This window comes from Bacillus sp. DNRA2, from assembly GCF_012843265.1.
Classification (GTDB): domain Bacteria; phylum Bacillota; class Bacilli; order Bacillales; family Cytobacillaceae; genus Bacillus_BU.
Genome location: NZ_JABAIT010000022.1, coordinates 37270 through 62850, shown reverse-complemented (window position 1 = coordinate 62850; position 25581 = coordinate 37270). Strand labels below are relative to the sequence as shown.

Annotated in this window: 30 protein-coding genes; 12 read left to right on the top strand and 18 right to left on the bottom strand. The window is 38.0% G+C overall.

Annotation, left to right across the window (positions count from 1 at the left end; genetic code table 11):
* Window positions 1-106 precede the first annotated feature (106 nt).
* Complete coding sequence (locus HHO41_RS17250; protein WP_169100946.1) at window positions 107-1279, top strand: M20 family metallopeptidase; 1173 nt, start codon at window positions 107-109, stop codon at window positions 1277-1279.
* 25 nt (window positions 1280-1304) lie between these two features.
* On the opposite strand, the gene HHO41_RS17245 is transcribed toward HHO41_RS17250, so the two are convergent.
* From HHO41_RS17245 to HHO41_RS17235, 3 genes are all read right to left on the bottom strand, one after another.
* Window positions 1305-2021 (bottom strand): EcsC family protein, encoded by a 717-nt coding sequence (locus HHO41_RS17245; RefSeq protein WP_169100975.1) that lies wholly within the window; start codon window positions 2019-2021, stop codon window positions 1305-1307.
* A 67-nt stretch (window positions 2022-2088) separates the two neighbouring features.
* On the bottom strand, window positions 2089-3300 hold the full coding sequence (locus tag HHO41_RS17240; RefSeq protein ID WP_169100944.1) for an ABC transporter permease: 1212 nt from the start codon (window positions 3298-3300) through the stop codon (window positions 2089-2091).
* On the bottom strand, window positions 3293-4033 hold the full coding sequence (locus HHO41_RS17235; protein WP_169100942.1) for an ABC transporter ATP-binding protein: 741 nt from the start codon (window positions 4031-4033) through the stop codon (window positions 3293-3295). The genes HHO41_RS17240 and HHO41_RS17235 overlap by 8 nt, the downstream gene beginning before the upstream one ends.
* A gap of 633 nt (window positions 4034-4666) precedes the next feature.
* Between HHO41_RS17235 and HHO41_RS17230 the strand changes: the two genes are divergently transcribed.
* From HHO41_RS17230 to HHO41_RS17215, 4 genes are all read left to right on the top strand, one after another.
* Window positions 4667-5086, top strand: a complete 420-nt coding sequence (locus HHO41_RS17230; RefSeq protein WP_169100940.1) for an HIT family protein — start codon at window positions 4667-4669, stop codon at window positions 5084-5086.
* A 146-nt stretch (window positions 5087-5232) separates the two neighbouring features.
* Entirely contained in the window at window positions 5233-6315 is a 1083-nt protein-coding gene (gene serC, locus HHO41_RS17225; protein ID WP_169100938.1) for a 3-phosphoserine/phosphohydroxythreonine transaminase, read from the top strand.
* 198 nt (window positions 6316-6513) lie between these two features.
* Entirely contained in the window at window positions 6514-7041 is a 528-nt protein-coding gene (locus tag HHO41_RS17220) for a tryptophan transporter (RefSeq protein ID WP_169100936.1), read from the top strand.
* Window positions 7042-7316: 275 nt separating this feature from the next.
* Window positions 7317-7949, top strand: coding sequence for an HTH-type transcriptional regulator Hpr (locus tag HHO41_RS17215; protein ID WP_248278520.1), 633 nt, complete (start codon window positions 7317-7319; stop codon window positions 7947-7949).
* Here HHO41_RS17215 and HHO41_RS17210 read toward each other — a convergent pair whose 3' ends face one another.
* Window positions 7950-8375 (bottom strand): DUF1878 family protein, encoded by a 426-nt coding sequence (locus tag HHO41_RS17210; RefSeq protein ID WP_248278519.1) that lies wholly within the window; start codon window positions 8373-8375, stop codon window positions 7950-7952.
* Between the two features lie 152 nt (window positions 8376-8527).
* Here HHO41_RS17210 and HHO41_RS17205 point away from each other — a divergent pair, with 152 nt between their 5' ends.
* The gene (locus tag HHO41_RS17205) at window positions 8528-8707 is read left to right on the top strand and encodes a hypothetical protein (RefSeq protein WP_147533354.1); all 180 of its coding nucleotides are present in this window, start codon (window positions 8528-8530) and stop codon (window positions 8705-8707) included.
* 61 nt (window positions 8708-8768) lie between these two features.
* Here the strand turns inward: HHO41_RS17205 and HHO41_RS17200 are convergent, their stop codons facing one another.
* Together HHO41_RS17200 and HHO41_RS17195 are read right to left on the bottom strand one after the other, a co-directional pair.
* Complete coding sequence (locus HHO41_RS17200; protein ID WP_147533113.1) at window positions 8769-8864, bottom strand: YjcZ family sporulation protein; 96 nt, start codon at window positions 8862-8864, stop codon at window positions 8769-8771.
* Window positions 8865-8923: 59 nt separating this feature from the next.
* Window positions 8924-9007 (bottom strand): YjcZ family sporulation protein, encoded by an 84-nt coding sequence (locus HHO41_RS17195; RefSeq protein ID WP_064503397.1) that lies wholly within the window; start codon window positions 9005-9007, stop codon window positions 8924-8926.
* Window positions 9008-9346: 339 nt separating this feature from the next.
* On the opposite strand from HHO41_RS17195, the gene HHO41_RS17190 reads away from it, so the two are divergent.
* Window positions 9347-10213, top strand: coding sequence for a peptidylprolyl isomerase (locus tag HHO41_RS17190; protein ID WP_169100934.1), 867 nt, complete (start codon window positions 9347-9349; stop codon window positions 10211-10213).
* A 37-nt stretch (window positions 10214-10250) separates the two neighbouring features.
* Here the strand turns inward: HHO41_RS17190 and HHO41_RS17185 are convergent, their stop codons facing one another.
* From HHO41_RS17185 to HHO41_RS17165, 5 genes are all read right to left on the bottom strand, one after another.
* Window positions 10251-10442, bottom strand: coding sequence for a sporulation YhaL family protein (locus tag HHO41_RS17185; protein WP_169100932.1), 192 nt, complete (start codon window positions 10440-10442; stop codon window positions 10251-10253).
* Between the two features lie 73 nt (window positions 10443-10515).
* Window positions 10516-13509 (bottom strand): ATP-binding protein, encoded by a 2994-nt coding sequence (locus HHO41_RS17180; RefSeq protein WP_348981312.1) that lies wholly within the window; start codon window positions 13507-13509, stop codon window positions 10516-10518.
* Window positions 13510-13542: 33 nt separating this feature from the next.
* Entirely contained in the window at window positions 13543-14769 is a 1227-nt protein-coding gene (locus HHO41_RS17175) for a metallophosphoesterase family protein (protein ID WP_169100930.1), read from the bottom strand.
* A 151-nt stretch (window positions 14770-14920) separates the two neighbouring features.
* Window positions 14921-16174 (bottom strand): ABC transporter permease, encoded by a 1254-nt coding sequence (locus tag HHO41_RS17170; RefSeq protein WP_169100928.1) that lies wholly within the window; start codon window positions 16172-16174, stop codon window positions 14921-14923.
* On the bottom strand, window positions 16167-17066 hold the full coding sequence (locus HHO41_RS17165; RefSeq protein WP_169100926.1) for an ATP-binding cassette domain-containing protein: 900 nt from the start codon (window positions 17064-17066) through the stop codon (window positions 16167-16169). Before HHO41_RS17165 ends, HHO41_RS17170 begins: the two co-directional genes overlap by 8 nt.
* 144 nt (window positions 17067-17210) lie before the next feature.
* On the opposite strand from HHO41_RS17165, the gene HHO41_RS17160 reads away from it, so the two are divergent.
* Window positions 17211-17396: a YhzD family protein gene (locus HHO41_RS17160; protein ID WP_169100924.1), complete on the top strand. Its 186-nt coding sequence runs from the start codon at window positions 17211-17213 to the stop codon at window positions 17394-17396.
* A 45-nt stretch (window positions 17397-17441) separates the two neighbouring features.
* On the opposite strand, the gene HHO41_RS17155 is transcribed toward HHO41_RS17160, so the two are convergent.
* From HHO41_RS17155 to HHO41_RS17135, 4 genes are all read right to left on the bottom strand, one after another.
* On the bottom strand, window positions 17442-18233 hold the full coding sequence (locus tag HHO41_RS17155) for an enoyl-CoA hydratase (RefSeq protein ID WP_169100922.1): 792 nt from the start codon (window positions 18231-18233) through the stop codon (window positions 17442-17444).
* A 113-nt stretch (window positions 18234-18346) separates the two neighbouring features.
* Complete coding sequence (locus tag HHO41_RS17150; protein WP_481747102.1) at window positions 18347-19861, bottom strand: coproporphyrinogen III oxidase; 1515 nt, start codon at window positions 19859-19861, stop codon at window positions 18347-18349.
* Between the two features lie 308 nt (window positions 19862-20169).
* On the bottom strand, window positions 20170-21036 hold the full coding sequence (locus tag HHO41_RS17140) for a Cof-type HAD-IIB family hydrolase (protein WP_169100918.1): 867 nt from the start codon (window positions 21034-21036) through the stop codon (window positions 20170-20172).
* Between the two features lie 105 nt (window positions 21037-21141).
* On the bottom strand, window positions 21142-21492 hold the full coding sequence (locus HHO41_RS17135) for a YlbF/YmcA family competence regulator (RefSeq protein WP_169100916.1): 351 nt from the start codon (window positions 21490-21492) through the stop codon (window positions 21142-21144).
* A 157-nt stretch (window positions 21493-21649) separates the two neighbouring features.
* Here HHO41_RS17135 and HHO41_RS17130 point away from each other — a divergent pair, with 157 nt between their 5' ends.
* Window positions 21650-21862, top strand: coding sequence for a YheE family protein (locus HHO41_RS17130; RefSeq protein ID WP_169100914.1), 213 nt, complete (start codon window positions 21650-21652; stop codon window positions 21860-21862).
* A 130-nt stretch (window positions 21863-21992) separates the two neighbouring features.
* Window positions 21993-23090 (top strand): ABC transporter ATP-binding protein, encoded by a 1098-nt coding sequence (locus HHO41_RS17125; protein WP_169100912.1) that lies wholly within the window; start codon window positions 21993-21995, stop codon window positions 23088-23090.
* 45 nt (window positions 23091-23135) lie between these two features.
* On the opposite strand, the gene HHO41_RS17120 is transcribed toward HHO41_RS17125, so the two are convergent.
* Window positions 23136-23309 carry a hypothetical protein gene (locus HHO41_RS17120; protein ID WP_348981311.1) on the bottom strand — a complete coding sequence of 58 codons (174 nt, stop codon included), beginning with the start codon at window positions 23307-23309 and terminating at the stop codon, window positions 23136-23138.
* Window positions 23310-23649: 340 nt separating this feature from the next.
* Here HHO41_RS17120 and HHO41_RS17115 point away from each other — a divergent pair, with 340 nt between their 5' ends.
* Together HHO41_RS17115 and HHO41_RS17110 are read left to right on the top strand one after the other, a co-directional pair.
* A complete protein-coding gene (locus tag HHO41_RS17115) occupies window positions 23650-23856 on the top strand; it encodes an alpha/beta-type small acid-soluble spore protein (protein ID WP_169100908.1) in 207 nt (68 codons plus the stop codon).
* A gap of 341 nt (window positions 23857-24197) precedes the next feature.
* Complete coding sequence (locus tag HHO41_RS17110; protein WP_169100905.1) at window positions 24198-24818, top strand: NAD(P)H-binding protein; 621 nt, start codon at window positions 24198-24200, stop codon at window positions 24816-24818.
* A 32-nt stretch (window positions 24819-24850) separates the two neighbouring features.
* Here the strand turns inward: HHO41_RS17110 and HHO41_RS17105 are convergent, their stop codons facing one another.
* On the bottom strand, window positions 24851-25309 hold the full coding sequence (locus tag HHO41_RS17105) for a transcriptional regulator (protein ID WP_169100903.1): 459 nt from the start codon (window positions 25307-25309) through the stop codon (window positions 24851-24853).
* A gap of 95 nt (window positions 25310-25404) precedes the next feature.
* On the bottom strand, window positions 25405-25566 hold the full coding sequence (locus tag HHO41_RS17100; protein ID WP_169100901.1) for a FeoB-associated Cys-rich membrane protein: 162 nt from the start codon (window positions 25564-25566) through the stop codon (window positions 25405-25407).
* Window positions 25567-25581 lie beyond the last annotated feature (15 nt).

Sequence of the window (25581 nt, the reverse complement as noted above, 5' to 3'; positions counted from 1 at the left end):
TAATCAATTACGAGTCTCTAGGCAGTTGTTCTCTACCCACAATGTTATAATTATCATAAAAATCAGATAACAGAATAACTGTATGATTTAAAAAGGAGCGTTGTAGATGTTAGAGGAACTTTATACGAAATTACAAAATAACTACTCGGAAATGGTATCGATTCGTCGCTACCTCCATCAGCACCCTGAGTTATCGTTTCAGGAAACAGAGACAGCAAATTTCATCCAAAAGTACTATGAAACACTAGGTATTGAAGTACAAGGTAAGATAGGCGGTAATGGGGTCGTGGCAAAGATATACGGGGCCAAACCTGGACGAACGATTGCGCTTCGGGCCGATTTTGATGCATTGCCGATTCAAGACGAAAAAGATGTTCCATATAAGTCAAAGGTTCCTGGTGTCATGCACGCGTGCGGTCATGATGGACATACAGCTACTTTGCTAGTTCTGGCGAAAAGTCTCCATGAAATGCGTGCAGAGTTAGAAGGAACATACGTCATGATTCATCAGCATGCCGAGGAATATACACCTGGTGGAGCAAAACCAATGATTGAGGCGGGGTGTCTTGATGGCGTCGATGCTATCTTCGGGACGCATTTATGGGCAACTACACCGATCGGAACCATTCAATCACGTGTTGGCCCGATCATGGCTGCTGCCGATCGCTTTGAAATTACGGTTAAAGGCAAGGGTGGTCATGGTGCCCAACCTCAAAAGACGAAAGATGCGCTCGTAACCGCAGCTCAGCTTGTTGTTAATCTTCAACAAATCGTCAGTCGTAAGGTTAATCCCATTGATTCTGCCGTCGTAACTATCGGCTCATTTGTCGCCGATAATGCCTTTAATGTCATCGCTGATAAAGCAAAACTTATCGGGACGGTTCGAACTTTTAAAGAAGAAACACGCCAAATGATTGAAACAGAAATCGAGCGGATAACTAAAGGAACTTGTTTAACAAATGATTGTGGATATGAGTATGTTTTTGAACGAGGCTATCCAGCCCTTGTAAACCACAAGGATGAAACAGAATTTTTAATAGATTGTGCTCAAACTGTGCTTGGAGTGGAAATAGTGGAAGCCCAAACTGAGCCCCATATGGGCGGTGAGGATTTTGCCTATTATTTAGAAAAGGTTAAAGGCTGCTTCTTTTTTACTGGAGCCGGTTCGTCTGATGCATTTCCACACCATCATCCACGTTTTGATATCGATGAACGTGCCATGCTTATCGCCGCAAAAACACTAGCTACTGTTGCGATTAACTATCAAAAATCGTCATAATGACTGCAAAAAATCCCACGAGAGTTTACGTGGGATTTTTTAATATTCGTAATCGAAACGCATTCATCGCTGTTTCACCTAATTGATCAAGTAAACGATAGTTTGCTACCGCGCCAACAACTAAGCCAATCCCTGGTACAAGCTGAAGCATTTTGACAAAATCAATATAATCTCGGTATTCTTGCTGAAATTGACGCCAATCTAACTCTCTGAGTCGCTCTTTTTCTTCATCCCAATGTTCAATTATCTCCAGGGTTTCCCTACGAGTATCATCGCTTGAAAACGCCAATTGGAATATATAAAGGAGAAATAACCTCTCTTCATACTTGCTTGTATCAAGTCCATAAATCGCAGCTGCTTCGAATAAAAACTTCATTTTAATCGTTAGTAATAACGGGAAATCAGCAAGCCCCCACAGAATTCCCCCAGCACCTGTCCCTGCTCCTTCAAGCATTGCTGTTTTTCTAAACGTCTCGAGCTTCTTCCCCATTTCAGCATCCATTTCCGCAAGACTAAGCCCCTCGCTACGCCCTTTTTTTGTTGTAAAATCTGAACCGACTAAGGTTGCTTTAACAAGTCCCTTCATACTCTCCGTTACGACTTGGTGTACCTTTTCCGGAATCATTTCATTTACCTTTGTTTGAGCCCTTTTCGAAACGCGGCTCAGAATGGATGAGCGCTTTTGCAGTCTCCGTTTCCATTCCTGAACCTCTTGATTTATTTTTATATCGTATTCATTCATCATTCATCACCCTCTATAATTTACGACTAACAGAGGTGAAAGTTTCAAAGGGGGAATCAAAACATGACTAAATTTTCTTCAGTCGAATTTTGCTGTAGCCATAAACAAAATAGAAGCTAAATGCTATCCCAGCACCAAAACTGATAAAGCTATATAAATATGCACCCATCACCATTAACGTGATGAAGAATACTACTGTTTCAAACAACAATACAGCCAATAGCAACTGTTGAAACGACTTTTGCTTTGATGCATCCTGAACAGGATAAAGCATCACCCATATTTTGTTTTGGTGATGGTTGGCAAGCGGCAACAGCTGGAATCCAGTTAAATATAGGAAAATCAAGACAATCAAGACTTGGCCAATTCCGAAATGAACCAAAACCAGTGCGATTGCCCCAATTATAGTTAAACGCAGCACTAGACCTAAATAATCCCCTGCTCTTACAAACGCCGTCATATACAAAAACAAATACGTATTGTCTTGGCGCAGTGAAATCCAATTGAGCATCCAATCAAGAGCCCTGCGGCGCTTGACGCGATCTTTTAATTTCGGCACATCAGTAAACAGATTAGCGATACGATAAAATGAAGTCATTCGTTTTTCTTCTAAATCAATTAGAAACTCCCATTTTAAGCTGCGGTTCTTTGTTTGCCCACGCCAATAAACGTACAGACCAATCACGAGGACCAACATCACAACCATCAAAACAAATTGATTTCTTAACATAAAATAAACAAACAAACCATTCAGCACAAAGCGCGCAACAAAATCAAAAGCATGGAGCTGTTCCGATACATGGTATTGAACTTGCCAGCGTGACAAAAGATTCCAAACCTTCATGACAGCTAACAACACTAAAAATGTAAAAAAGGACTTAAAGCTTTCTTGATATACTTGGACATACATCGGCATAAACAACGCTAGGAACATTAACAGTAAATAGAGCTGAATGACAAAGCTGACAATCAGTGACCTTTTAAAATAAGAGCCGAGCTTCGTTTCTAGCGGTAATAGGAAAATTTTATCTGCTTCCAAAAAAAACGTAAAAATTGGACTTAACGTTAACAACAACCCTAAAACGAGCGCCATAATCCATGCTGCCGGAAAGTCTGGGCGAAGCGTTTCAACAAATTGATCATAGTAGTATGCCCCTGTCCCGAGCAAAAACAACAGTACTACGACAAGATGACCATTAAAAATATAGCGTAGATAGCGAGCAAGTTCTTTCGTGAACTGACCAAACCGCTCCTTCCACAATTTGCTTTCATCAAACATAGTCTTCTTCCTTTGTCAGTTGAATGTATAAATCATCAAGGGTTGCATTCGGCATACTAAACTGCTCACGAAGTTCGTCAAGAGTGCCTTCTGCCTTAACTGTTCCATTATGTAAAATAATAAACCGGTCACAATAACGCTCTGCCGTTGCTAATATATGCGTCGACATGAGAATCCCTGCCCCAGTTTCTTTCATCTTGTTCATTAAATCAAGCAGGGACTGAATACCAAGCGGATCAAGACCGACAAACGGTTCATCGACAATATACAAATCAGGCTGAACGAGAAACGCACACATAATCATAACCTTTTGCTTCATGCCCTTGGAAAAATGGGTCGGAAACCATTTCAGCCGTTTTTTCATGCGAAACTCTTCCAGTAAAAAATTCTTTCTTTCTTGATAAGTTACCTCATCCAAACCATAAGCCATCGCCGTCAGTTTTAAATGCTCCTCAAGCGTTAATTCCTCATAAAGAATCGGCGTTTCAGGGACAAAACTAAATTGTTTGCGATATGCTTCCTTATCCTCATCAAAGCTTCGACCATTGATCGTGATTTTTCCACTTTGAGGCTCCATCAAACCGATTACATGCTTAATCGTCGTACTTTTCCCAGCTCCATTTAAGCCGATTAAGCCCACAAGCTCTTGCTTATCCACTTCAAATGATACATTTTTCAAAACCGGATTTCGGGTATAACCGCCGGTCACATTTTCAATTTTGAGTAAAGACATAGATAACGCCCTTCCCTTGTCAGATATGTTCATTTTACCAAAGTTCATGGTCTTTCCAAACCGAGAAGTCACCCAAGTAAAGCGAAACTTTTTATTTTTTTTCAATCAAATGAATATATCGTTTCAAATTGGGACATGATAATTTTCGAAGGGGTAAACATTCATTATGGTTTTAAAATTCCATAAGTCGAATGAGGTGGTTGTTAAAGACCCGTTCATTTACTTCCGTTAAGCTCAGGATTGATTTTGCAAATCAGGGGATGATTACATTGCAAAATGTATATGAATTTACGTCAATACACCATTTGAATTTGTGCAGTTAATTTAACTTAACAAATGAGGTGTTTGTTAAAGATAAGATCATCAGTCCAAATAATAAGTTGTGATAATTTATTATGATTAGGGGATGGTCACTTTGAACAACGTAAATAGCCCACTTGAAACACTTATCTTTTATTTTTAATAAATAAATGAGGTGTTTATCGCAGAAAAGTACCTGAAATAGACGAGTAATGAAATATCCCCCTTCAGGAGACAGGAATCCGTTTGGATCCTGTCTTTCCTATTTTTGTCCCGAGAAATTGTATGCTAAAATATTTAGAAAAGAGATATTTTTTCGAAAGGGTGAAATGGATGAGCGATTGTATTTTTTGTAAAATCGTAAATGGGGAAATTCCTTCCGCAAAAGTTTTTGAAAATGAACATGTCCTTGCATTTCTTGATATTGGTCAAGTTACAAAGGGCCATACGCTGGTTATCCCTAAAGTACATAAGGAAAATATTTTTGAATTAACTCCGGAAATTGCTAAACATATCTTTGCTGCGATTCCCGCTATCTCCAATGCCTTAAAACAAGAGTTTGAGCCTAGCGGATTAAACCTGCTCAACAACAATGGAAAAGCAGCTGGTCAGGAGGTTTTCCATTATCATATCCACCTCATTCCACGCTATGGTAAGGGCGACGGATTTGGTGCGGTTTGGAAAACACATCATGATGAGTACAGTCCAGAAGATTTCCAAACAATGGCTGCTAATATTGGAAAACATTTGTAATTACAACCGTAGACTTCGCGCCAATTCGGAGTCTATTTTCTTTTTTTGAGAAAAGTTGCAATTTTCTAATGACGAACATTCTTTATTTTTGGTACGATAAGACCATGAAAAATGTCAAAAATTCAATTATTTTAGGAGGAATAAATATGAAACGCGCATACAATTTTAATGCGGGCCCTGCTACTTTACCTCTAGAGGTTTTGCAAAAAGCCCAAGAGGAATGGTTTGATTTTAACGGAACCGGTATGAATGTGATGGAACTTAGTCACCGCAGCAAAGATTATGAAATGGTACATAACAAAGCAATTGCCCTGCTTCGTAAGTTGCTTAACATTTCTGATGAATACGAGATTTTATTTTTACAAGGTGGCGCAAGCACCCAATTCTCAATGATTCCGATGAACCTCCTAACCGAAGGCAAAGTCGGCCAATATGTATTAACTGGAGCATGGTCGGAAAAAGCTTTAAAAGAGGCAAAAAAAGTTGGTCAAACTGCTGTATTAGCTACTGGTAAGGATCAAAACTACACAACCATTCCAACTTCTGACAAAATTGAACTTGATAGTGATGCTGCTTACTTGCATATTACTAGCAACAACACAATTTTCGGGACACAATGGCAATCATTTCCTGAGGTTGTCGGCGCACCTTTGATCGCAGATATGTCTAGTGATATTTTGTGCAAACCAATCGATGTCAATAAATTCGGCTTAATCTATGCAGGAGCACAGAAAAATCTTGGTCCTTCTGGTGTTACAGTCGTGATCATTCGTAAAGATTTAATTGGACAAGCACCAGATAGCGTACCAACTATGCTTGACTACAAAACACATGCAGGAAACAATTCGCTTTATAACACACCGCCAACATTAGCTATCTACCTTCTATCTTTAGTGTTAGAACATGTTGATTCACATGGTGGTATCGAAGCAATTGAAAAAATCAATGCCGAAAAAGCAAAACTGCTATATGATGTCATTGACGGTAGCAATGGTTTTTATAAAGGTCATGCAACACCAGACAGCCGTTCAACTATGAACGTTACATTCACATTACCATCAGAAGAAGCTACAAAAGCATTCTTAGCTCAAGCTAAAGAACAAGGCTTTGTTGGTCTTGCTGGTCACCGTTCAGTCGGTGGTTGCCGCGCATCTATCTACAACGCAGTACCATTAGAGCATGTTCAAGCACTTGTTGAATTCATGAAATCATTTCAGCAAAATTATTAATATCAAACGTATTTAAGTTTACACTTAAATCTTTGTATGCCCCTTTATTGATTATTGTCAGTCAATAAGGGGCATTTTCTCTTTCATTTTATTATCATAGTATGCTATAATAATTTAAAGTTTTTCGCTGCAGGCAATGAGTGCACTGTAGGAGAGACTTTAAAATAATAGTTTAGAATAGTTGAGGAGAGATGAGAATTGAATACGAAAAACCTTGTTGCACTGTCATTATTGGTGGGGATGGGAGCTGTACTTCATACGGTCATTCCTGGATTTTTCCTTGGAATGAAACCTGATATGATGCTAACGATGATGTTTCTAGGCATTATCCTTTTTCCTGAGAAAAAGAGCGTATTATTATTAGGACTTGTGACTGGAATTATTTCAGGTCTTACAACAACATTCCCAGGCGGGTTATTCCCCAACATTATTGATAAGGCAGTGACATCCTTTGCAGTATTTGGATTACTGCTTGCTTTCGGGAAATTTAGACATACAATCGTAGGTATCGGGGTATTAACTGTAATCGGTACACTTATTAGCGGCCTTGTCTTTTTAGGTTCAGCTTATTTCATCGTCGGTTTGCCTGGTCCTTTTGTTGGTTTATTTGCCGCAGTTGTCCTTCCAGCCGCAGCTTTTAATACTATAGCGATGGTCATTCTGTACCCGATTGCAAAATCTATCGTAAAACGAACAAAAATAGCGAATCCAGCACTAAATGTATAACGCTCATGTTAAGAACTCGTTCTCAAACGAGTTCTTTTTTTGTGCAGGGCAAAGTTATTACCACATTCTTGAAAATCTTTATCTAAAAAGCAGGAATTTCTTTATAAAGAACGAAGTTTAATATAGTGTGAAAATTTAAATTATTAGCCATACGATAAAATTGGATTATAAAGGTAAAAAATGCAGAATAATATTTCAAAAAATTGTGCAAATTTACTTTATTAATTTTTGTTTTATTGGCATAATAACAGTAGAGAAATAAAAAGTAGGTGAAAATGGGGATGGCGGAAAAACAATATTCAATGAAAGAAGCGATGCTTTTTAGTCAAAGGATTGCACAGCTTAGCAAGGCGCTGTGGAAGTCAGTTGAAAAGGATTGGCAGCAATGGATTAAGCCTTTTGACTTAAACATCAATGAGCACCATATTTTATGGATTGCTTACCATTTACATGGTGCTTCAATTTCAGATGTAGCGAAATTCGGAGTGATGCATGTATCAACAGCGTTTAATTTTTCAAAAAAATTAGAAGAAAGGGGCCTTTTGAAATTTTCAAAAAAGGAAACTGATAAACGAAACACGTATATTGAGTTAACACCCGAAGGAGAGGCAATGTTTCTTCAATTGATGGAACACTACGATCCTTCTCAAAATGCAACGTTTACAGGAGCAATGCCATTAAAAGAACTATACGGAAAGTTTCCAGACATCATCGAAATGATGGCAATTGTACGGAATATTTATGGCGATGATTTCATGGATATTTTTGAACGCTCATTTAATAATGTTGAGAAGGATTATATAGAGGAAGACGGTAAACTTAAAAAACGAGAATCAAAGATTAGTAATGAAACAGAAAACTCAACAAATACTTTATCAGATCCATCTACAGAAAAAGAGTTCGTTTAGTTACAAGTATTTGCTAAGTTCTGCCATCAAAGGGGTATACAATTGTTGAGTTAGACACGCTTGAATGACATCACTTGCCCGGAGGTTAGGATGAAGGCCATCTTTGAATTTGATAAAAAGCGGAGTGAAATGAACAAATCCTTCCGCTTTTTGTTCATTAAGTTCAATGCTCAGATTTTCACAATGTTCAAAGAAGGCCTTCACATCCACCTCACTCAATGATTTTTCAACCACCAGCATATCGAATTGCTGATTTGTCTTTCCAAGCATATTTAATAAGAGCTTTTGATGATATTCAAGCCTCAATAGCCTTTCAACTAATACCTCATGGTTCATTAACAATACCTCATTTCCCGCAAATAACATTCTATCTTTAAAAAAACTATCAACACTATAGTTATAACATAAAATACCCATTTTTTTCATTAACAACCTATTTCTTGAAAATGGTAATCTCTACCTAGTAGGTTTGAATGGCACCATTTACACTATCTTTTTTTGATTTATTCATGTAAAATATAATGGAAACTGACCGCCGAAAAATGATCAGATAATCTTTACTGGGGAGGGAATCATTGTTGATCTCCATTTTTATTTTACTTGCAGTGTTTATACTATTCTATATTAATACCCTTACAAATTCACTTTGTTTACAACGTGAAATACCCATCGAACGCCAACCATCCATTTTCCGAACCATCAATATTTTAGTAACGATTTTATTGATTACCTCATATATTGAAATTTTATTTGCCTAATAAATAAAGAGGCTAACCTAATGTCAGCCTCTCGCTCGTTTCGTTTATTCAATGGTAAAGCTTATAGCCAAGCTGCGCCAATGATAATCAAAAGAATGAAAAGAACCACAAGAAGGGCAAACCCTCCGCCGTAAAATCCGCCGTGACCTCCGGACATATTAAATTCCTCCTTTTAAAATTACAACATAGGCAGTTCCCATGTTAATTAAATTTTTATTATAGCCAAGCTGCGCCAACAATGATTAATAAAATGAACAACACAACGATTAACGCAAAGCCGCCACCGTAACCTGCACCCATTTTAACACCCCCTTTTAGGTTTTCTACCCTATACTATTCAAGTTGGGACGATTTCGTTTAGGCAAGTGTCCCGAAAATGTCTAATTTTCTATATAGCACTTAATGAACACCTGAGGGTAATGCCATTTTGAAATAATTGGGATGCCCTAAGGATGAAGCAGCCAATTATCTATTCCCTTTATACTATGTAGAACGGGTAGGTTTGGGTAAGCAAAAAACCTATTTTTTTCCGATTTTTCACAGAGATTTACGATAATAATTTTTATCTAATTTTAATTTGTGTTATAGTAAAAACTGTGGTCAAAAAATCACAGAATTTACTATTTAGGAGTGTTCAACATGAAAAAATGGATTCTATCCCTTTCCTTAGCGGCTGGGGTTATTGGATTATCAGCCTGCAGTGGCGGCGGTTCAGAGGCTATCGTTAAAACAGATGCGGGAGATATTACGAAGGACGAGCTATATGAAGCAATGAAGGATCAATACGGTGAAACAGCTCTTCAGGAATTGCTTTATACAAAGGTTCTTTCTAAAAACTATAAAGTGACGGATGAAGAATTAAATAAAAAGGTTAATGAAATCAAAGACCAAGCAGGTGCAAATTTTGAAATGTTGCTTGCTCAAAATGGTTTAAAAGACGAAAAAGAATTAAAGGAATTATTAAAGCCACAGTTATTAATTGAAAAAGCTGGATTAAAAGAAGTAAAGGCAAGCGAAAAAGAAATGAAAGAATACTATGAAAAACTAAAACCAGAAATCAAGGCACGTCATATTTTAGTTGACAGCGAAGAGAAAGCCAAAGAGGTGAAGGCTAAGCTTGATGGTGGAGCCAAGTTTGAAGATTTAGCAAAAGAATACTCAACAGATCCTGGCTCAAAGGATAAAGGCGGAGATTTAGGCTGGTTTGGAGCTGGAGCAATGGTTCCTGAATTTGAAGAAGCTGCCTATGCCCTTAAAAAGGATGAAATCAGCGGACCGGTAAAAACTGACAATGGCTGGCACATTATTCAGTTAACTGATAAGAAAGAAAAGAAATCCTACAATGATATGAAAAAAGAAGTTGAATACCAGGTTAAAGTCTCCAAATTAGATTCTGAGACAATTCAAAAGGTAATCGATAAAGAAATTAAAGCAGCTAATGTGAAGATTAAAGATAAAGATCTTGAAGGTGTTATCTCCCACGGGACTACAACAACTACAAAATAAGTTAAAGGACCTGAAGCTTTCAGGTCCTTTCTTTTTATTAGTATCCCGCTGTGTGAACGTCTTCTTTACGTTGTTCCTTTTCCATCTCAAGACGCTGCATATAAATATCACCTTCGCGCTCGATCATTTCCTGCTCGAACTTCCGCTCTTCTCTTCCTGTTTTGACGGCCATAAATGCACTAATCATAATCCCTGCAACTACAAAATATACCCAAATTGGAATTGTCATACTCTTCACCTCTCTAACAAATGGTTGTCCAATGTTTTCTACAATATATGTTAGACATGTGTAAAGTATGCATTTATTTTATGATGAAACTCTGGTCTCTTTCTCCCAGCTTGATTAATTTTCCTGTTTGAAAATGGGAAAGCAAGTGCTGATGGCAAGTGAAAAATAGAATTTGATGATCTTTAAGGCCACAAAGTAAATCGACCACCTTCTTCGTTCGTTGATGATCAAAATTCACAAAGCTATCATCAATGATAATTGGGAATTGGTATTTTTCATACAATGTTGTTGCTAGAGCTAATCTTAACGCTACATATACTTGTTCTGAGGTAGCCTGACTAAGTTCTTTCGGTTCAAATAAGATATGGTCATAGCTTTCAATTAAAAAGCTACTCCCATCTTTTTGCACATGAATTTTCATGTATTGCTGACCCGTTAATTCTTGTAAATAGCTTTGAGCACGCTCCATCAACTTCGGTAAACGATCATTTTTGTATCGTTCGACTGCATTGTTAAGGATATCTTTAGCGATTGCATACTTTGCCCAAGTTTTGGACTCCTCATTTAATTCAGCTTGCTTGAGCTTAAAGAGATGCAAGAGCTCAGCATAGGTACCTCCTTCCTCAATTAAGGAAATCTGATACTTAATTTCTGCAAGTCGTTTCTGTATCTCTAATACTTCATCCTGAGCTGTTGCTTGTTCGCTCTTTAATATGTTAATTTGCTGAGCAACTTCATCAGCATCAACGCCAAAGTCACTTGTTAAGCTTTCTTCATTGTCTATGCCTGAGTCGGTCAATTGTCGAGATATTTCAGCAAGCCTAACGGCCACATTTTGTTTTCGTTTATGCAATTGAGCATTTTTTCGATAATCAGCTTCATTGTCGGCTTTTGCAAGCGAAAATAAATGTTGAAACGCTTGATCAAGCCCGATTTTTTCATCCTGACACAGTTGAATCTCTGCTTCTAACTCTCTATGCTTCAGCTGCTTCTCCTGGTGCAAAATCGCTTTCTCCTGTTCACGCTTTAGCGCTTGCTTTAATAAATAGGCTCCATTATGAATTGGAATTGGCTCAGAACCAATAAATTTTTGAATCAACGTTGAAAATCTCGCCTCAATTCGTCTAAGCTCTTGCGCAATAAATACCTGCCTGGACTTGAGCTTTTCTCTTTCAATGAGCACGTTTTTTAATTTTTCAATGAGGAGAAATGCATCATGAATAAAGTGATGGGCGATTTCTTTTGGGATACCAAGTTCTCTCCCTAATTCCTCAAGGCTAATCGTTGATTTCCGAACATCCTGCTCCCATTTTTCATATGCATTCAGCACCTTCTCATATTGATCATTTTTTTGCTCCCATCTGATGTTAAGAATGCGAAGCTGTTCGCGGGTTTCATTATCAAGCTCAAGCTGATGCTTTGCAACCTCAGAATTCGGGAACCTACCCTTGGCCAATTTTGCTTCAAGCGCTGTCTGTTTTTCAGTAAGATTGGCAATTTCAGTTTCAAACTGATTGGTAGCCTGTTTGACCTTTCTTCCTTGAAAAATAAATACATATAAAAGTAACGCCACAGAAAGTGCAGTAACAAACCAAAGCCCGGAAAAGATGCTCCAAATAGCTAAGCCGAAAAAAAGCAACATAAATATCCATTTCCCAATAAGTTGCTGCTGGTCGTTTGATTTTGCTTGTCTTGAATCAGTTTGTGCTAAACGGTTTAGCATGTTGAGTTGATTTTGAACAGAAAGTAGCTCCTGTTTGATTATCTCATGCTGTTCTACATGTTTTGTTTGTACTAATAATTCGCTGCGTTCCTGTTCTGAAAGTAGCTTGGCGTTCATTTTACTCTTAGCATCCTCAATCTGTTCCAGCTCTTTTTGGGCTTCATAAAATTGTTCATCCAATTGATGCTTCTTCTCTTTTAACTGGAGCTGCACCCGCTGTGCTTGTAATGTTCTTTCTTTCATAAACAAACTAGTATTGCATTTCAAAACCACTTCTTCTTCAATTTTCATATGCAGCGTATTTTGTATTTCAACAATTTGCTGCTCCTTTTGATTCTGCTGCATGTTTAGTTGCTTCTCTTCCTGTATAAGCTGCTCGTACAGTGGTAAATTTTCTACAGCAGTGTTAATGTCTAGTTCACTTTTTAACATATCATCCTGAGGCTTAGTTTGATCGATTTCCAGTTTCAATTCAGCTATTTTAGTAGTAAGCTGATTCAGTTTATTGTGAATCGTGATTCTTCTCCACTGCAATTCATCCAACTTTTGAATACCACCATCAGGAAATTCAATATCTACTGTCGACAAGGCTTCCTTCGATAAGTCATCTGCCTCAATTACTAGTGGCAGTATTCTTCGCCATTCCATAAGCTTCACTAAGCGGCTCTGTTTATTAGCAAGTTCGAGCTGGAATGTATTGATTTTATTTTCAAGTAGCTCTTTTTCCTCCAAATAGCCCCAATATTGATCTTGTGCTTGCTCAGCCTGTTTCAATTCTTTATGTAATTGTTTAATTTCAGCAATTTTTTCATTAAGAAACGGTTTTTTTCCACTCGGTTTATATAAGGTGTCCAGTTCACGTTGCAATGCATTCTCTGTTGCTAACAAACGATCTGTTCCTAGTGCACCGGTTGAAAAGAGAAATTTGCCCAGGTCTTCATTCTTCAACCCTTGCATATGCTGCAAACCATGAAGATTAAAAGAAAAAATGGCTTGGTAGAGTCCTTTGTCTATATGCGACAACAACTGTTGCAGTAATTCTTCACCACCTCGAGATCCATCCTCCAAGATGACGCTGACATCACCGGTGGCCTTGCCTTTGACCCGTTCGATTACAGCTTTGCCGCTCGGAAAGGTAACAACCAATTGCCCGCCAAATTTAGAAAATCGCTTTGGCTCATAACGCAATTCTGTTTGGTTTTTGGTTGGAAATCCAAACAGAATACTATGGATAAATGACATCATCGTCGATTTTCCTGCCTCATTCTCGCCATAAAAAATCGTAAATGAATCCAAATCCTTTACGATGAAATTTTCTAATTTTCCATAACCATAAATATGAATTTCATGAATAATCAGTGTTACTCCCTCCTCTCTCTAAACTTGTTGCTTTAATGATTTAACCAACAGTTTCTCAACCTCCATGATTAACTGTTCCTTATCTGTCTCTGTTAGGCTCGTCATAAACTTGCGCGCTGCACTATGCTGATAAAGCGAGGATAAACTTTCATCCCAATTTTCATATGTATCAACTGCTTGAAATAATTCATCAAAAAAATCCGCTTCATTTATAAGCAAGGTGCGAACATATTCTGTTTTTTCTTCAAATTCGATTGCAACTGGCCAAACGAATGAGTATTCATCATCTTGATCCTCATCCTGCAGGGATTCTAATAACTCACCTGATTTAAGATAGTGAATTTGGTCGTTTTTTAAACTGACACCTGATAACTTAAGTGTCAGCAACGTCCCCTTCCCCTCTTTCCTAGTTAAATCAAGGCTATTACGACATAACTGATCAAGGTCGGCAATCGTTGTAGCGTTAGAAGCGTCAAGCTCAATTTCACCCCAGAGGATATCGCTCAAAGAGATGAATTCTAAGCTTTTGTCATATTCTGTCAATGTTACGATATAGCAACCTTTTTCACCTGACTCCTTAGGGTGGCGGCCTTGGATATTACCAGGATAAATAACAGGGGGCTCTACAGAAAGCTGGGCACGTTTATGGATATGCCCTAAAGCCCAATAGTCAAATTGTTTTTCAAGTAAATCAGATAATTGAAATGGTGCATACTTCCCATGATCGCTACTTCCTTCATAGTGCCCATGTAAAATCCCAATATGAAAGTCTGCCGAACCAGTTTTGGCATATTCATCGATTTTTTTTTCAAATACGTGGCGTTGGGGATAACTAAAGCCGTATAAAGAAACTGTCGTATGATTATTACACTGTACATTCTTGACTTCGACCTCACCTGGGAAGATATATGCATTTGGCGGAAGCGGGATTTGCGCCCACTTACCGTCCAAATGGTCATGGTTTCCATGAACAATGAAGACAGGAATATGATGATAAGCGAGTCTTTCTATTTGTTTGCGGAAACGCGATTGGGCCCGAATACTCCGATTTTCACCATCAAATATATCCCCGGCAAAGATGACAAAATCAACTTGCTCGGCAATGGCTGTATCAATTAATTTCGAAAGTGCGGTAAAGCTGCTTTCTTGAATCCGTTTGAAAATAGGTTGAGGTAAATGCCGTAACCCTGACATTGGGCTGTCTAAATGAAGATCAGCGGCATGGATAAACGTTATTTTCTTCATATATTCCTCCAAATTTCATTTCCCACAAATGTATCTGTTTCTATTTTAACACCCTCAAAAACAGAATGCACGTTCGATTATCATTCACTAACATTGTCTCCAAATAAAAAACTCGCTGTTCAATCGGCATTGACAGCGAGCGTTCTTTTTCCTATTTATTTTTCGTCAACTGTAACGCCTTTTTAATATCTTTAAAGGAATTGGATTTACCGTACATCAACACTCCACCTCGATATACTCTTGCCCCAAATATCGCTAACACAATAATCGTTAATATCAGGATACCAATCGAAATTCCTGCCTCCCAAATCGGGATATTCAACATACCAACCCGAAGAAACATCAGCATCGGTGCAAAAAACGGAATAAACGATGTGACCTTAATAAACGTTGCATCTGGCTGACCCAAACCAAACATTGCCATCATGAAGCCCGCTGCAACGAGAAGTGTCATCGGTGTGATCATTTGTTGGACATCTTCAATTCTGCTAACCAAGGATCCTAAAAATGCTGCCAAGGTTGCATAAAGGAAATAACCCAAAATAAAGAAGATGACACCATAAACAATCGTAGCAATTGGAATATCCCCAAAACCTAAAAAGTCAAACGACGCTCCTTGCAATGTGTCACTATTTTGCTTAATTGAATAATATCCAACGACAAGCATTAATGCCAATTGTGTTAGACTTAGTAATCCTACACCTAATATTTTCGCAAACATTTGCTTAATTGGAGAGACACTGGAGATGAGAATCTCCATTACCCGTGACGATTTCTCGGTTGCAACCTCCATTGCAATCATATTCGCATACATGATAACAGCAAAATAAATGATGAACAATAACGCATAGACTAAGCCACGTGCCTGGGTAAGCTCTTTTTCCGTTTTCGCATTTTCTTCTAAGGCAACCTGCTTAAAGGAAACTGGTTCATAAAGTTTGGCAAGCTGATCAGGACTCAGGTTAATTTGCGACGCGGCCATCGATACTTTAATTTGTTGAACATAGCTTTGCAGCTCAGTTGAGGTTGTCGAATCAGTGATGCTCATCGCTTTATAAGTTGCCTCTGGAAGCATCCCATCATTCAACTTTAACTGAAGCACACCTTTGTAAGTCCCTTTTTCAACTGCCTTTTCCGCCTCGGAAAGTGTTCCATCAAATTCATTTAATTTCAATTCACTATTGACGGCTTTTACCTGCGCTTTGAGTGTCGCAAACAACTGACCGTCTGTTTCGTCGACTACAGCAATTTTTTCTACATCATTCTTATTAAAGTATTCAATAATATTGGGCAGATTGGTTAAAGCGACAATGATAGCAACAGTAATAAGTGAAGTGACAATAAATGATTTAGTTTTAAGCTTCGATAAATATGTATGCATCAAAATAATAAAGAAGTTATTCATACGAAGCACCTACTTTCTCAATAAAAATATCATTTAAAGAAGGTTCTTCTAGTTCAAATTTACGGATAAAGCCTTTGCCGACAATTTCCTTTAATATTTGATCAGCAACCATTTCCCCTTCGACTTGTAGTCTTACTCCTTCAGCTGTTGGCGTGAATTTTGTAACACCTGGTGAGGAAGCTAAAAAATCTAAAGTGGCATCAGTATGAATAATAATGTTCTTCTTTCCAAATGCCCGCTTAATTTCTGTCAAATTACCCGAGACGACAGGCTTGCCCCGCTGTAATATACACAAATGCTCACACATTTCCTCTACATGCTCCATGCGATGACTTGAGAAAACAATGGTTGTCCCTTCATCTCGCAATTTAAGAACGGCAGATTTTAATAATTCAACATTCACTGGGTCAAGCCCACTAAACGGTTCGTCCAAAATCAATAATTTCGGTTTATGTAAAACTGCAGCAATAAACTGAATCTTTTGCTGATTACCCTTTGAGAGCTCTTCTACTTTCTTTTCTGCGTAGTCAGGTATTTTGAAACGTTCAAGCCAACTGGTTAGTTCTTTTCCTGCTTCATGTTTGTCCATCCCTTTTAATCGAGCAAGATAGACAAGCTGCTCACGAACTTTTAGCTTTGGATATAAACCCCTTTCTTCGGGCAAATAGCCAATCATACTACTAGTTGAATATGTGATAGGTTGTCCGCCCCAAATAATTTCACCACCATTTGGATCGAGGAGACCCAATATCATTCTGAAGGTCGTAGTTTTTCCTGCACCATTGGCACCAAGGAAACCGAACATTTCTCCACCTGGAATTTTTAAAGATAGATTATCAACTGCCGTAAATTCACCAAATCGTTTTATTACATTTTTCAACAGTAAGTCCACGAAATTCTCCCTCCTTTTTACTTCTATTATACGGAATAGATTGTGAAAATGTTTCATTTTTATTTTTAACATTTGCTAAATATTCAGAAATATGTAAAAATAATAAAAAAAACGGATTTCTATGTCTGTAAAGGAGTGCTATTCATGGGAGTTTACAAATTAACAGCTTTTGAACCAAACGGTCATAAACTAATTGACGAAGCCTTCCAAGCAAACAGTGACGAAGAGGCAAAAGTTCAAGGCGAACAGTTGCTAATAGAAAAAGATCTATTAGATAAAACGCATCGTTGTACTTCACCACAAGGGAAATTATTATTATTCCACCCGTAATGTGAAAAAGCAAAGAGCTCAGTTAAGTGGCCCTTTGCTTTTTTATTATTTTCCAGTAAATTGTGGTTGACGTTTATCAAGGAAAGCTTGAATTCCTTCTTTATGGTCATCAGTTTCCCACATTTTCACCTGTGCAATCTTCTCAAATTCTAATACTTTTAATAAGTGCGGACGATTGATGTCAGCAAAGATCTTCTTTGTTTTTATCATCGCTTGAAGTGGTTGTCCTAGCCATTCGTCAATTTTATTTTGTAATGCAGCAGTTATATCTTCCGCGACGATTTCGTTAATAAGGCCCAGTTCCCATGCTTTTTCCGCAGACATGGTTTCACCTTTCCAAATAATCTGCTTTGCTTTTGCTTCGCCTACTAGCTTTTCAAGGAAGAAATGTGCTCCTCCATCTGGAATTAATCCTAAATTTATAAAGTTCATGGCAACTTTACTTGATTTTTCTGCCATTACATAATCTGTTGCAAGAGCCAAGCTCATTCCAAGACCTGCAGCAGCCCCCTTAATTGCCGTAATCGTCACCTTAGGTAAGCAATATAAAGTAAGCACAAGCTCGCTTATTATTTCCATTACTGAGGTTAATTCACTTTCATTTATGTCCTTTAGCATTGATTTAATATCGCCACCAGCCGAGAATACATTTCCGCTTCCAGTTAAAACCACAATGTCGATATCATCTGATATACTAATTTCTTTCAGTTTACAGGCTAATGTTTTTAAAATGTCCTTATTCAAGGCATTTAAAGCTTCCGGTCTGTTCAGTTCAATCGTGGCAACACGACCTTCAACGTTCACGTTGACCGTTTCAGCAACTTGATTTTCCCTCATAATTTTTCTCCCCCTTTATTCTCCACTACCATTATAAAGGGAAATGTCGAAAATGATAAGAATTTTCCGAAAAACTTAAAAGATCTAATTATTGCAAAAAACAGAACCCGTAATCAATGGGTTCTGTTTTTATGAAATAGCTCATTTAAAATGTTTATTTTTTTATCAGTATATTCAGTAAAGCTTTCATTGTATGATTTTGGATCCTTTGGATTTGCAAGTTGGGTTATTTTTCCACTGACTGGATCAACAAATTTACTGGATGCTCCACAACCCAAGCCAATAATCGTCTGCATTTCTTCCATAATCATAATGTTGTAAATACTCTCTTTCCCTGGAACGGAGTAACCGACATTTTCTAAATTGCCGAGAATATTTTTTTGCCGATATAGATAATATGGTTCATAGCCATTTATGTTAGTCCATTGTTCAGCTAAGCTCATCATTGCCTCTACTTCCGTACGATCTGCCACCTTATACTTTTGCTTGTTTTGTGTCATTTCAGAGGCTCGCTTGAATGATAGGGTATGAACAGTTACAGATTCCGGCTTTAGTTCTTTCGTTTGATCCAAAGAATGGATAAACTGCTCTATACCCTCCCCAGGGAGACCGATGATTAAATCCATATTGATATTGGACATACCCATGTTTCTAGCCAGCTTAAACTTGTCAATCGTTTCGTCAACCGTGTGATGGCGTCCGATTGCTTTAAGTGTTTCCTGCGTATAAGATTGCGGATTAATACTAATCCGATCAATGTTCCATTTTTTTAAGACATTGATTTTTTCCGGAGTAATCGTATCAGGACGACCTGCTTCCACTGTAATTTCCCGGATTTTTTCTACATCCGGAAAGGAACGGTACATTTCCTCATAAAGTAAATCCATTTCCTCAGCTGAAATACTTGTCGGTGTTCCTCCACCAAAATATACCGTGGTAATTTTTACATCATTTTCTTTGAGCCAGTGACCAATCTTATCTATTTCGTAATGCAATCCACCTAAAAAGGAATGGACTGATCCCTGCCGTCCATTAATTGCATATGCTGGAAACGTGCAATATGCACATTTTGTTGGGCAAAACGGAATGCCAATATAGATGCTTACCTCACTTTTCAGTTCGTATAAATCAGGTACAACGGCAAGCTGGCGTTCAACGATTCGTTCCATCAGGTCAATTTTTTCATCAGTTATTAAATATTCATGCTTCAATTGCTGATGAGCCAATTCCATTGATAATCCATCGACATTTTTACGATGGATTAACTTCGTAGGTCGTACCCCTGTAAGAATACCCCATTTTTGGACAATTCCTGTATAATCTTGCAGAACCGTCAAAAGCACTTTAGATACGGCTTGCTTAATCTGCTTCAGTTGTTCCTTCTCACTACCTGAAACCAATTCAGATGTATAGGTTCTTGAATAGTTTGCACCAGTCTCATCTGTCAGTACAACTGAGGCAGCAAGTTTTTCTTCTATATTGATTTGAAATACAAGGTTCAAACCTTGCTTGGAATCAGGTTGAAAGTTTAACTCTGCTTCCTCAAAAAATAAATTTGCAATTAATTGAATCGGGCGGTGAAGTTTTGCATCATTCACACCCTGTATCGATAGTTTCAAAAAAATCACCTTTCAATCTTAAGCTAACTTCTAGTGTACTAAAGACAAAATGAACAGGTCAAATCTTACTATTCATAAAATGGCTGTGTTAAACGTATATGTTGATTTCCGCTGCAGGCACTTCGCTTTCCGCAGGGCTAGTTGGGAGCCTCCTCGGCGCATTCGCGCCTGCGGGGTCTCCCATACCAGCTACTCCTGCAGGAATCTTCGTGCCTTCCACTCCAATCAACTTGCAAGAAATTAACACTAAGCTTTAACACAGCCAAAATAAAAACAGGGCTTCCCTCGACCATTATGGTTTTCGGAAAGCCCGTTAATTATTTAATAATGTTCATTTTGCGAAGAAATGAGATTGGATGCTGCTTGCGGAAATGTTCCTTTACCATATAAGCAACACCTTGTTCATTTTGCGACCTTGTTATCCAATCTGCCGCCTGCTTTACCGCAACAGGTGCATTTCCCATTGCCACGCCTAACCCTGCTGCTTCAATCATCGGAATATCATCAATATCCGCACCAATTACAACCATTTCTTTTCTGGAAATCCCGAGGCATTCACCTAAGTAAATTAAACCATTTACCTTCGATGCTCCAGTTGGAACAAATTCCAAGCCTAATGGACCTGCGACAAACATCTCAATTTCGGTAAACATTCTTGAAATCGCTTCAGTTGCATCCTTTAAATCTTCAGGATGCTCAAATTTCACCTCAATTTTTGGTGGGGCAATTCTTTGCTTGGCAAGTGATTCACTTATGCTATCAACAAATTGATGAGCATATAGAACTGGTTCACCCGAACTAAAGACAGTCTTGGCCAACAAATTATGATTGGTTTTGGTCTTATTAATTAAAGAGAACCGTTCATGCTGTACCCGAATTTGACACTCAAATCCTTCCAGTAAGCGGACAAGGTCGTACGTGACGTCCTCAGAAATCCTTTTGACTTGAAGCTGCTTATCAACTGTATTTCCGATGTAGGCACCCCGATGTGTTACAAGCATCGATGGAATTTTTAAAGCCTTGGCGACCTTACTTGCAGAAGGAAAGCTTCGAGATGTGACGAGGGTAACATAAATTCCTTTATCTAAAACGTATCCAATGGCATCCTTAGTGGAACGATGTAGTTTTCCATTTGACTGTAGAAGTGTCCCATCAATATTTAAAGCAAGTAAGCGGTAGATCATTGATTGGTCCCCCTATTCATAGATGTATGCTCTTATAAAGTTGTATGAATAGGGAAGGGCAAATAGAACGTTAGGATCCTGTTGATTTTTATCGACACACAATTCTTATTGGTGTGAGCTATAAAGTTCTTCTAAAGGTTTCATAATCACTTGATTTAATTCAGCAATCACTCGGCTCATTTGCTGCTCTGCTTCCATAAGCTGAGCAATTTTTAAATTTTGTTGAACTAACCCCACTGTCTTTTGAGCTTCATCCATCTCTTGTTGAGTAATTTCTTGACCCATCATTTGTTTTTCTTGCAGTTTTAATTGAAGATCGCGAAAACCTTCGAACATTTTACGCGCTCCCTCATCAGCATAAACTGCTTGGTACATATTTTGTAATCGAGCATATTCATCACTTTGACGAATGGCCTTTTCCAAATCATAAGCTGCATCATAAATATTCACTGCCATTTCAATCTCTCCTTTTGTCGATTGCAATCCCTTTCACTATAACAAAATATGGTGGTCAAAGCGAGAAATTCTATGTAGTTCTCGCTTAAATGTGACAATTCAATCCGTTTGCTTTGTCCCTACCCTTCTCCCTATAATAAAATGAGGAGGAGATAACATGATTAGCCATTTTCAATTTCAACCACTTTATCAAAACAGCCAATTGCCAGGTTGGAAATTTTCATTTTATTTCAAGAAACAGCATTTTACCGGGATCTATCATCAAGCGGGGAAAATTGAATGGACAGGCAGACAACCCGAAAACCAAGATGAAGAAAAACTTACAGCCCAAATCCATGAATTAATGCTGTTCCACGTCTATGAAAATTAATAAGTATCATTTGTTTTAATAGCATTGATTGAAAGTGATTTTTTATTAATACGTTATTTTTATGTAGGTGAAAGCCTGTAGGTTACTCGACAGCTTCCCTCCTTTTTAAAATGAGTGGAGGAAATAAATATTGGCCGAACTAAAATTAGAGCATGTTTACAAAATTTATGATCACAACGCAACGGCAGTCACTAATTTCAATCTTCATATCCAAGATAGGGAATTTATTGTTTTTGTTGGACCATCTGGATGTGGTAAATCGACTACACTAAGGATGATTGCCGGTCTTGAAGAAATATCCAAAGGTGATGTTTACATTGATGGAAAACGGGTAAATCATATACCTGCAAAAGACCGAGATATTGCGATGGTCTTCCAAAACTATGCTTTGTATCCGCATATGTCTGTGTATGATAATATGGCTTTTGGTCTTAAGCTTCGGAAGGTTCCAAAAGAGAAAATTGATCAACGTGTAAAAGAAGCCGCAAAAATTCTCGGCCTCAGCGAATACTTAAAGCGAAAACCAAACGCATTATCAGGCGGCCAGCAACAACGAGTGGCTTTAGGTCGTGCAGTAGTTCGTGATGCCAAAGTATACTTGATGGACGAGCCGTTATCGAATCTGGATGCTAAACTCCGTGTCCAAATGCGTGCCGAAATAGCTAAACTACATCAACGTCTTCAAACAACCATTATTTATGTCACTCACGACCAGACAGAAGCAATGACGATGGCAACTCGCTTGGTTGTTATGAAGGATGGGATTATTCAACAAGTTGGTGTTCCAAAAGAAGTTTACCAACTACCTGAAAATGTTTTTGTCGGGGGATTCATTGGTTCTCCTGCAATGAATTTCTTCTACGGCAAGGTTGAAGATGACTTTTTTGTCAGCGGCAATATCAAACTTGCCATTCCTGAAAGTAAAATGATCATGCTCCGTGAACAAGGGTATGTCGGTAAACAGATAATCTTAGGGACACGTCCGGAAAATATACACAATGAAACCGTCTTAATAGATGCCTTAACCGACAGTAAAATTACAGTAATCATCGACGTTGCTGAATTTACTGGTGCAGATTCAATTGTCTATTCTAATATTGAAGGTCAGGATTTTGTGGCACGCCTGAATTCCAAAACCGATTTGAAACCTGGTGAAAAAATTGAACTAGCAATTGATATGAACAAATCACATTTCTTTGATGCAACAACAGAAATCAGAATTCGGTAATCGCTCCATAATTATCAGGCTCGCAAGTTAAGACGAGCCTTTTTTTTATTCCTGAATAAACACAATCTCATTTCTGCTGCAAACCATGCACGACATTAGATGAGGGCATTGTTGTTTGGCTAAAGTATTAGGATAGCCGTCTTCTAGCTTTAAATCGTCTATTTCCATATATGGACTATAATCATCATAGAAATCCATAATCTTTCCACTATCCTCCATATTTTCCCCACAGGATGGACATTGAAAGATCACTTGGTACAACCCATTGCAATTAGGACAAATCCCCATTCCCCCGCCTTCTCTCATTCAAATTTTATGAATAGTCTTTGTCTATTTGAGAGAGCGTATGTATGAAAAACTTCTGCACTAAAGATCCATCCATTAATTACCACTTAGATAATCGCATATTCACATTAAATAAATCCATAATAAGATTACACAGCGATTAAGAAATTATAATTACGGGTTAACCATAGTGGCGCAGTAAACAATCTGCTGCTGGTGCAATTCCGGCTTAGCCCAACCATTAACATCAAAAAATTGATGAGGAGATGATATTATGAGTAACCGTAGCAATTCCTCAAATAATCTGCTTGTCCCTGGTGCCGAGCAAGCCCTAGACCAAATGAAGTATGAAATTGCATCTGAATTTGGTGTTCAATTAGGTGGAGACACTACTTCACGTGCGAATGGTTCAGTTGGTGGAGAAATTACAAAGCGTTTAGTTTCAATGGCTCAGCAACAACTTGGTGGCGGCCAATTCTAAACTAAACCTAGCTAAACAAAAAAATGAATAAATATGGCTAAAGCCCCATTCAGCAATGAATGGGGCTTTCAAATGATTCAGAACCAATAACAGTAATGAACTGATTCGATTCAAAAAAGACTGCTGCTTTTCGCAAACAGCTTAGGATGGTTTTTTAATAAGTGCAGTTCCAATAAAATAACAAAGTACCATAATACTAGCGATCACAAGTGTAATTGAATATTCCTCCACTTTAAGCCCCCCTAACATTTTACTGACAAAAATACAATTTAAATATATCATATAGAGATGAATATCACAGGGCTATTTTCTAAAAATTTTGACATGGATGTGAACATTTTGTGAACGTAGGAATATTAGGAGCAACAGGACGTGTTGGCTCTTTTTTACTAAAAAAAGCTCTTAAAAATGGAGATCAGGTCCAAGCGCTCGTACGTTATAGTAATAAAACTTTCCATAGTGAAAATAGTGTTAATTGGACTATTGGAGATGTCTTGATTAAAGAAGATGTCCTCAAGGTCCTATCAGGTACAGATGTTGTTTTTTGTGCGATTAGTAGTGGTGGTTTGTCAACTTTATCAAAATGTATGCCAATGATTATTGAATCAATGAAACAACATCAGATTAAGCGAATTGTGACAATTGGTACTGCAGGAATATTACAATCGCGAATTGAGCCCGAGCTGTACCGCTTCCAATCAAGTGAATCTCGAAACCGCTCAACAAAAGCAACAGAAGACCATCTACATGCCTATTTGTTATTAAAACAATCGGGTCTCGATTGGACAATTATATGTCCAACCTATTTGCCGGATGGAGAATGTGCCGGACATTTCCGATTTGAGAGGGATTATCTGCCCGATAACGGACGTTTTATATCACCTTGTGACACAGCCGAGTTTGCATATCAACAACTTACTTCAAACGACTTTCTTTACTGCCGCGTTGGACTAGCATATTAAAAAATCCAATCCTCAACAAAGAGGATTGGATTCTAATTTTTATTTGGAGCTAAATCATTGAAGCATTTTAATGCTGCGTGTTCATCGAAACTGCTAAAAATTCGGAAATGCTCATTGTCAAGGATACGATAATGCAAGCTAAGGATATTCTGCTGCAATATATAACCATTTTGTCTAGCGATTTCCCGCCACCAGACTTTTCCACCAAACGTTTTTTGCTTCCGGAGGTCTATTCCATCAAGGGCAATTACTTCTAATACCTCCAACGGGTCACTTCCAATTATTGAGCGTACAGCGAGTGTATCCCGAAACAATGCACACACAGTAACAACTGTTGACCACCCAGCCAATGCCCGTTCCTTCTCAATTTGAACGAGCGTTTTTTTGGAAAGGCCAATAATTTCTGCCATTTTATCCTGAGAATAACCTACTTCTGACCGTATTTCACGCATATGTTTTGAAACTAATTGAATAATCTCTACCTTCGTCACAGCAAAGTCATCCTTTACCACACTTTTAGTGTAATTTTACACCAATGAACTCAGTAAATAAAGTACAACTACTTTCAAAGGGGTAAAACTTAGATTTACTTTTTTATTAATGTTGATGGACAATTAGCTTGACTTGTGCAAGATTTCTGCGCATGGCAGGTCGCGCACTTACCCTGTTTTGATTTCTTTATAAACCGAACCAGTGCCCAGGCTGCATATCCAAATATTGCTCCACCAATTAATAGGTTAACAAGCATATGACTCACTCCTTA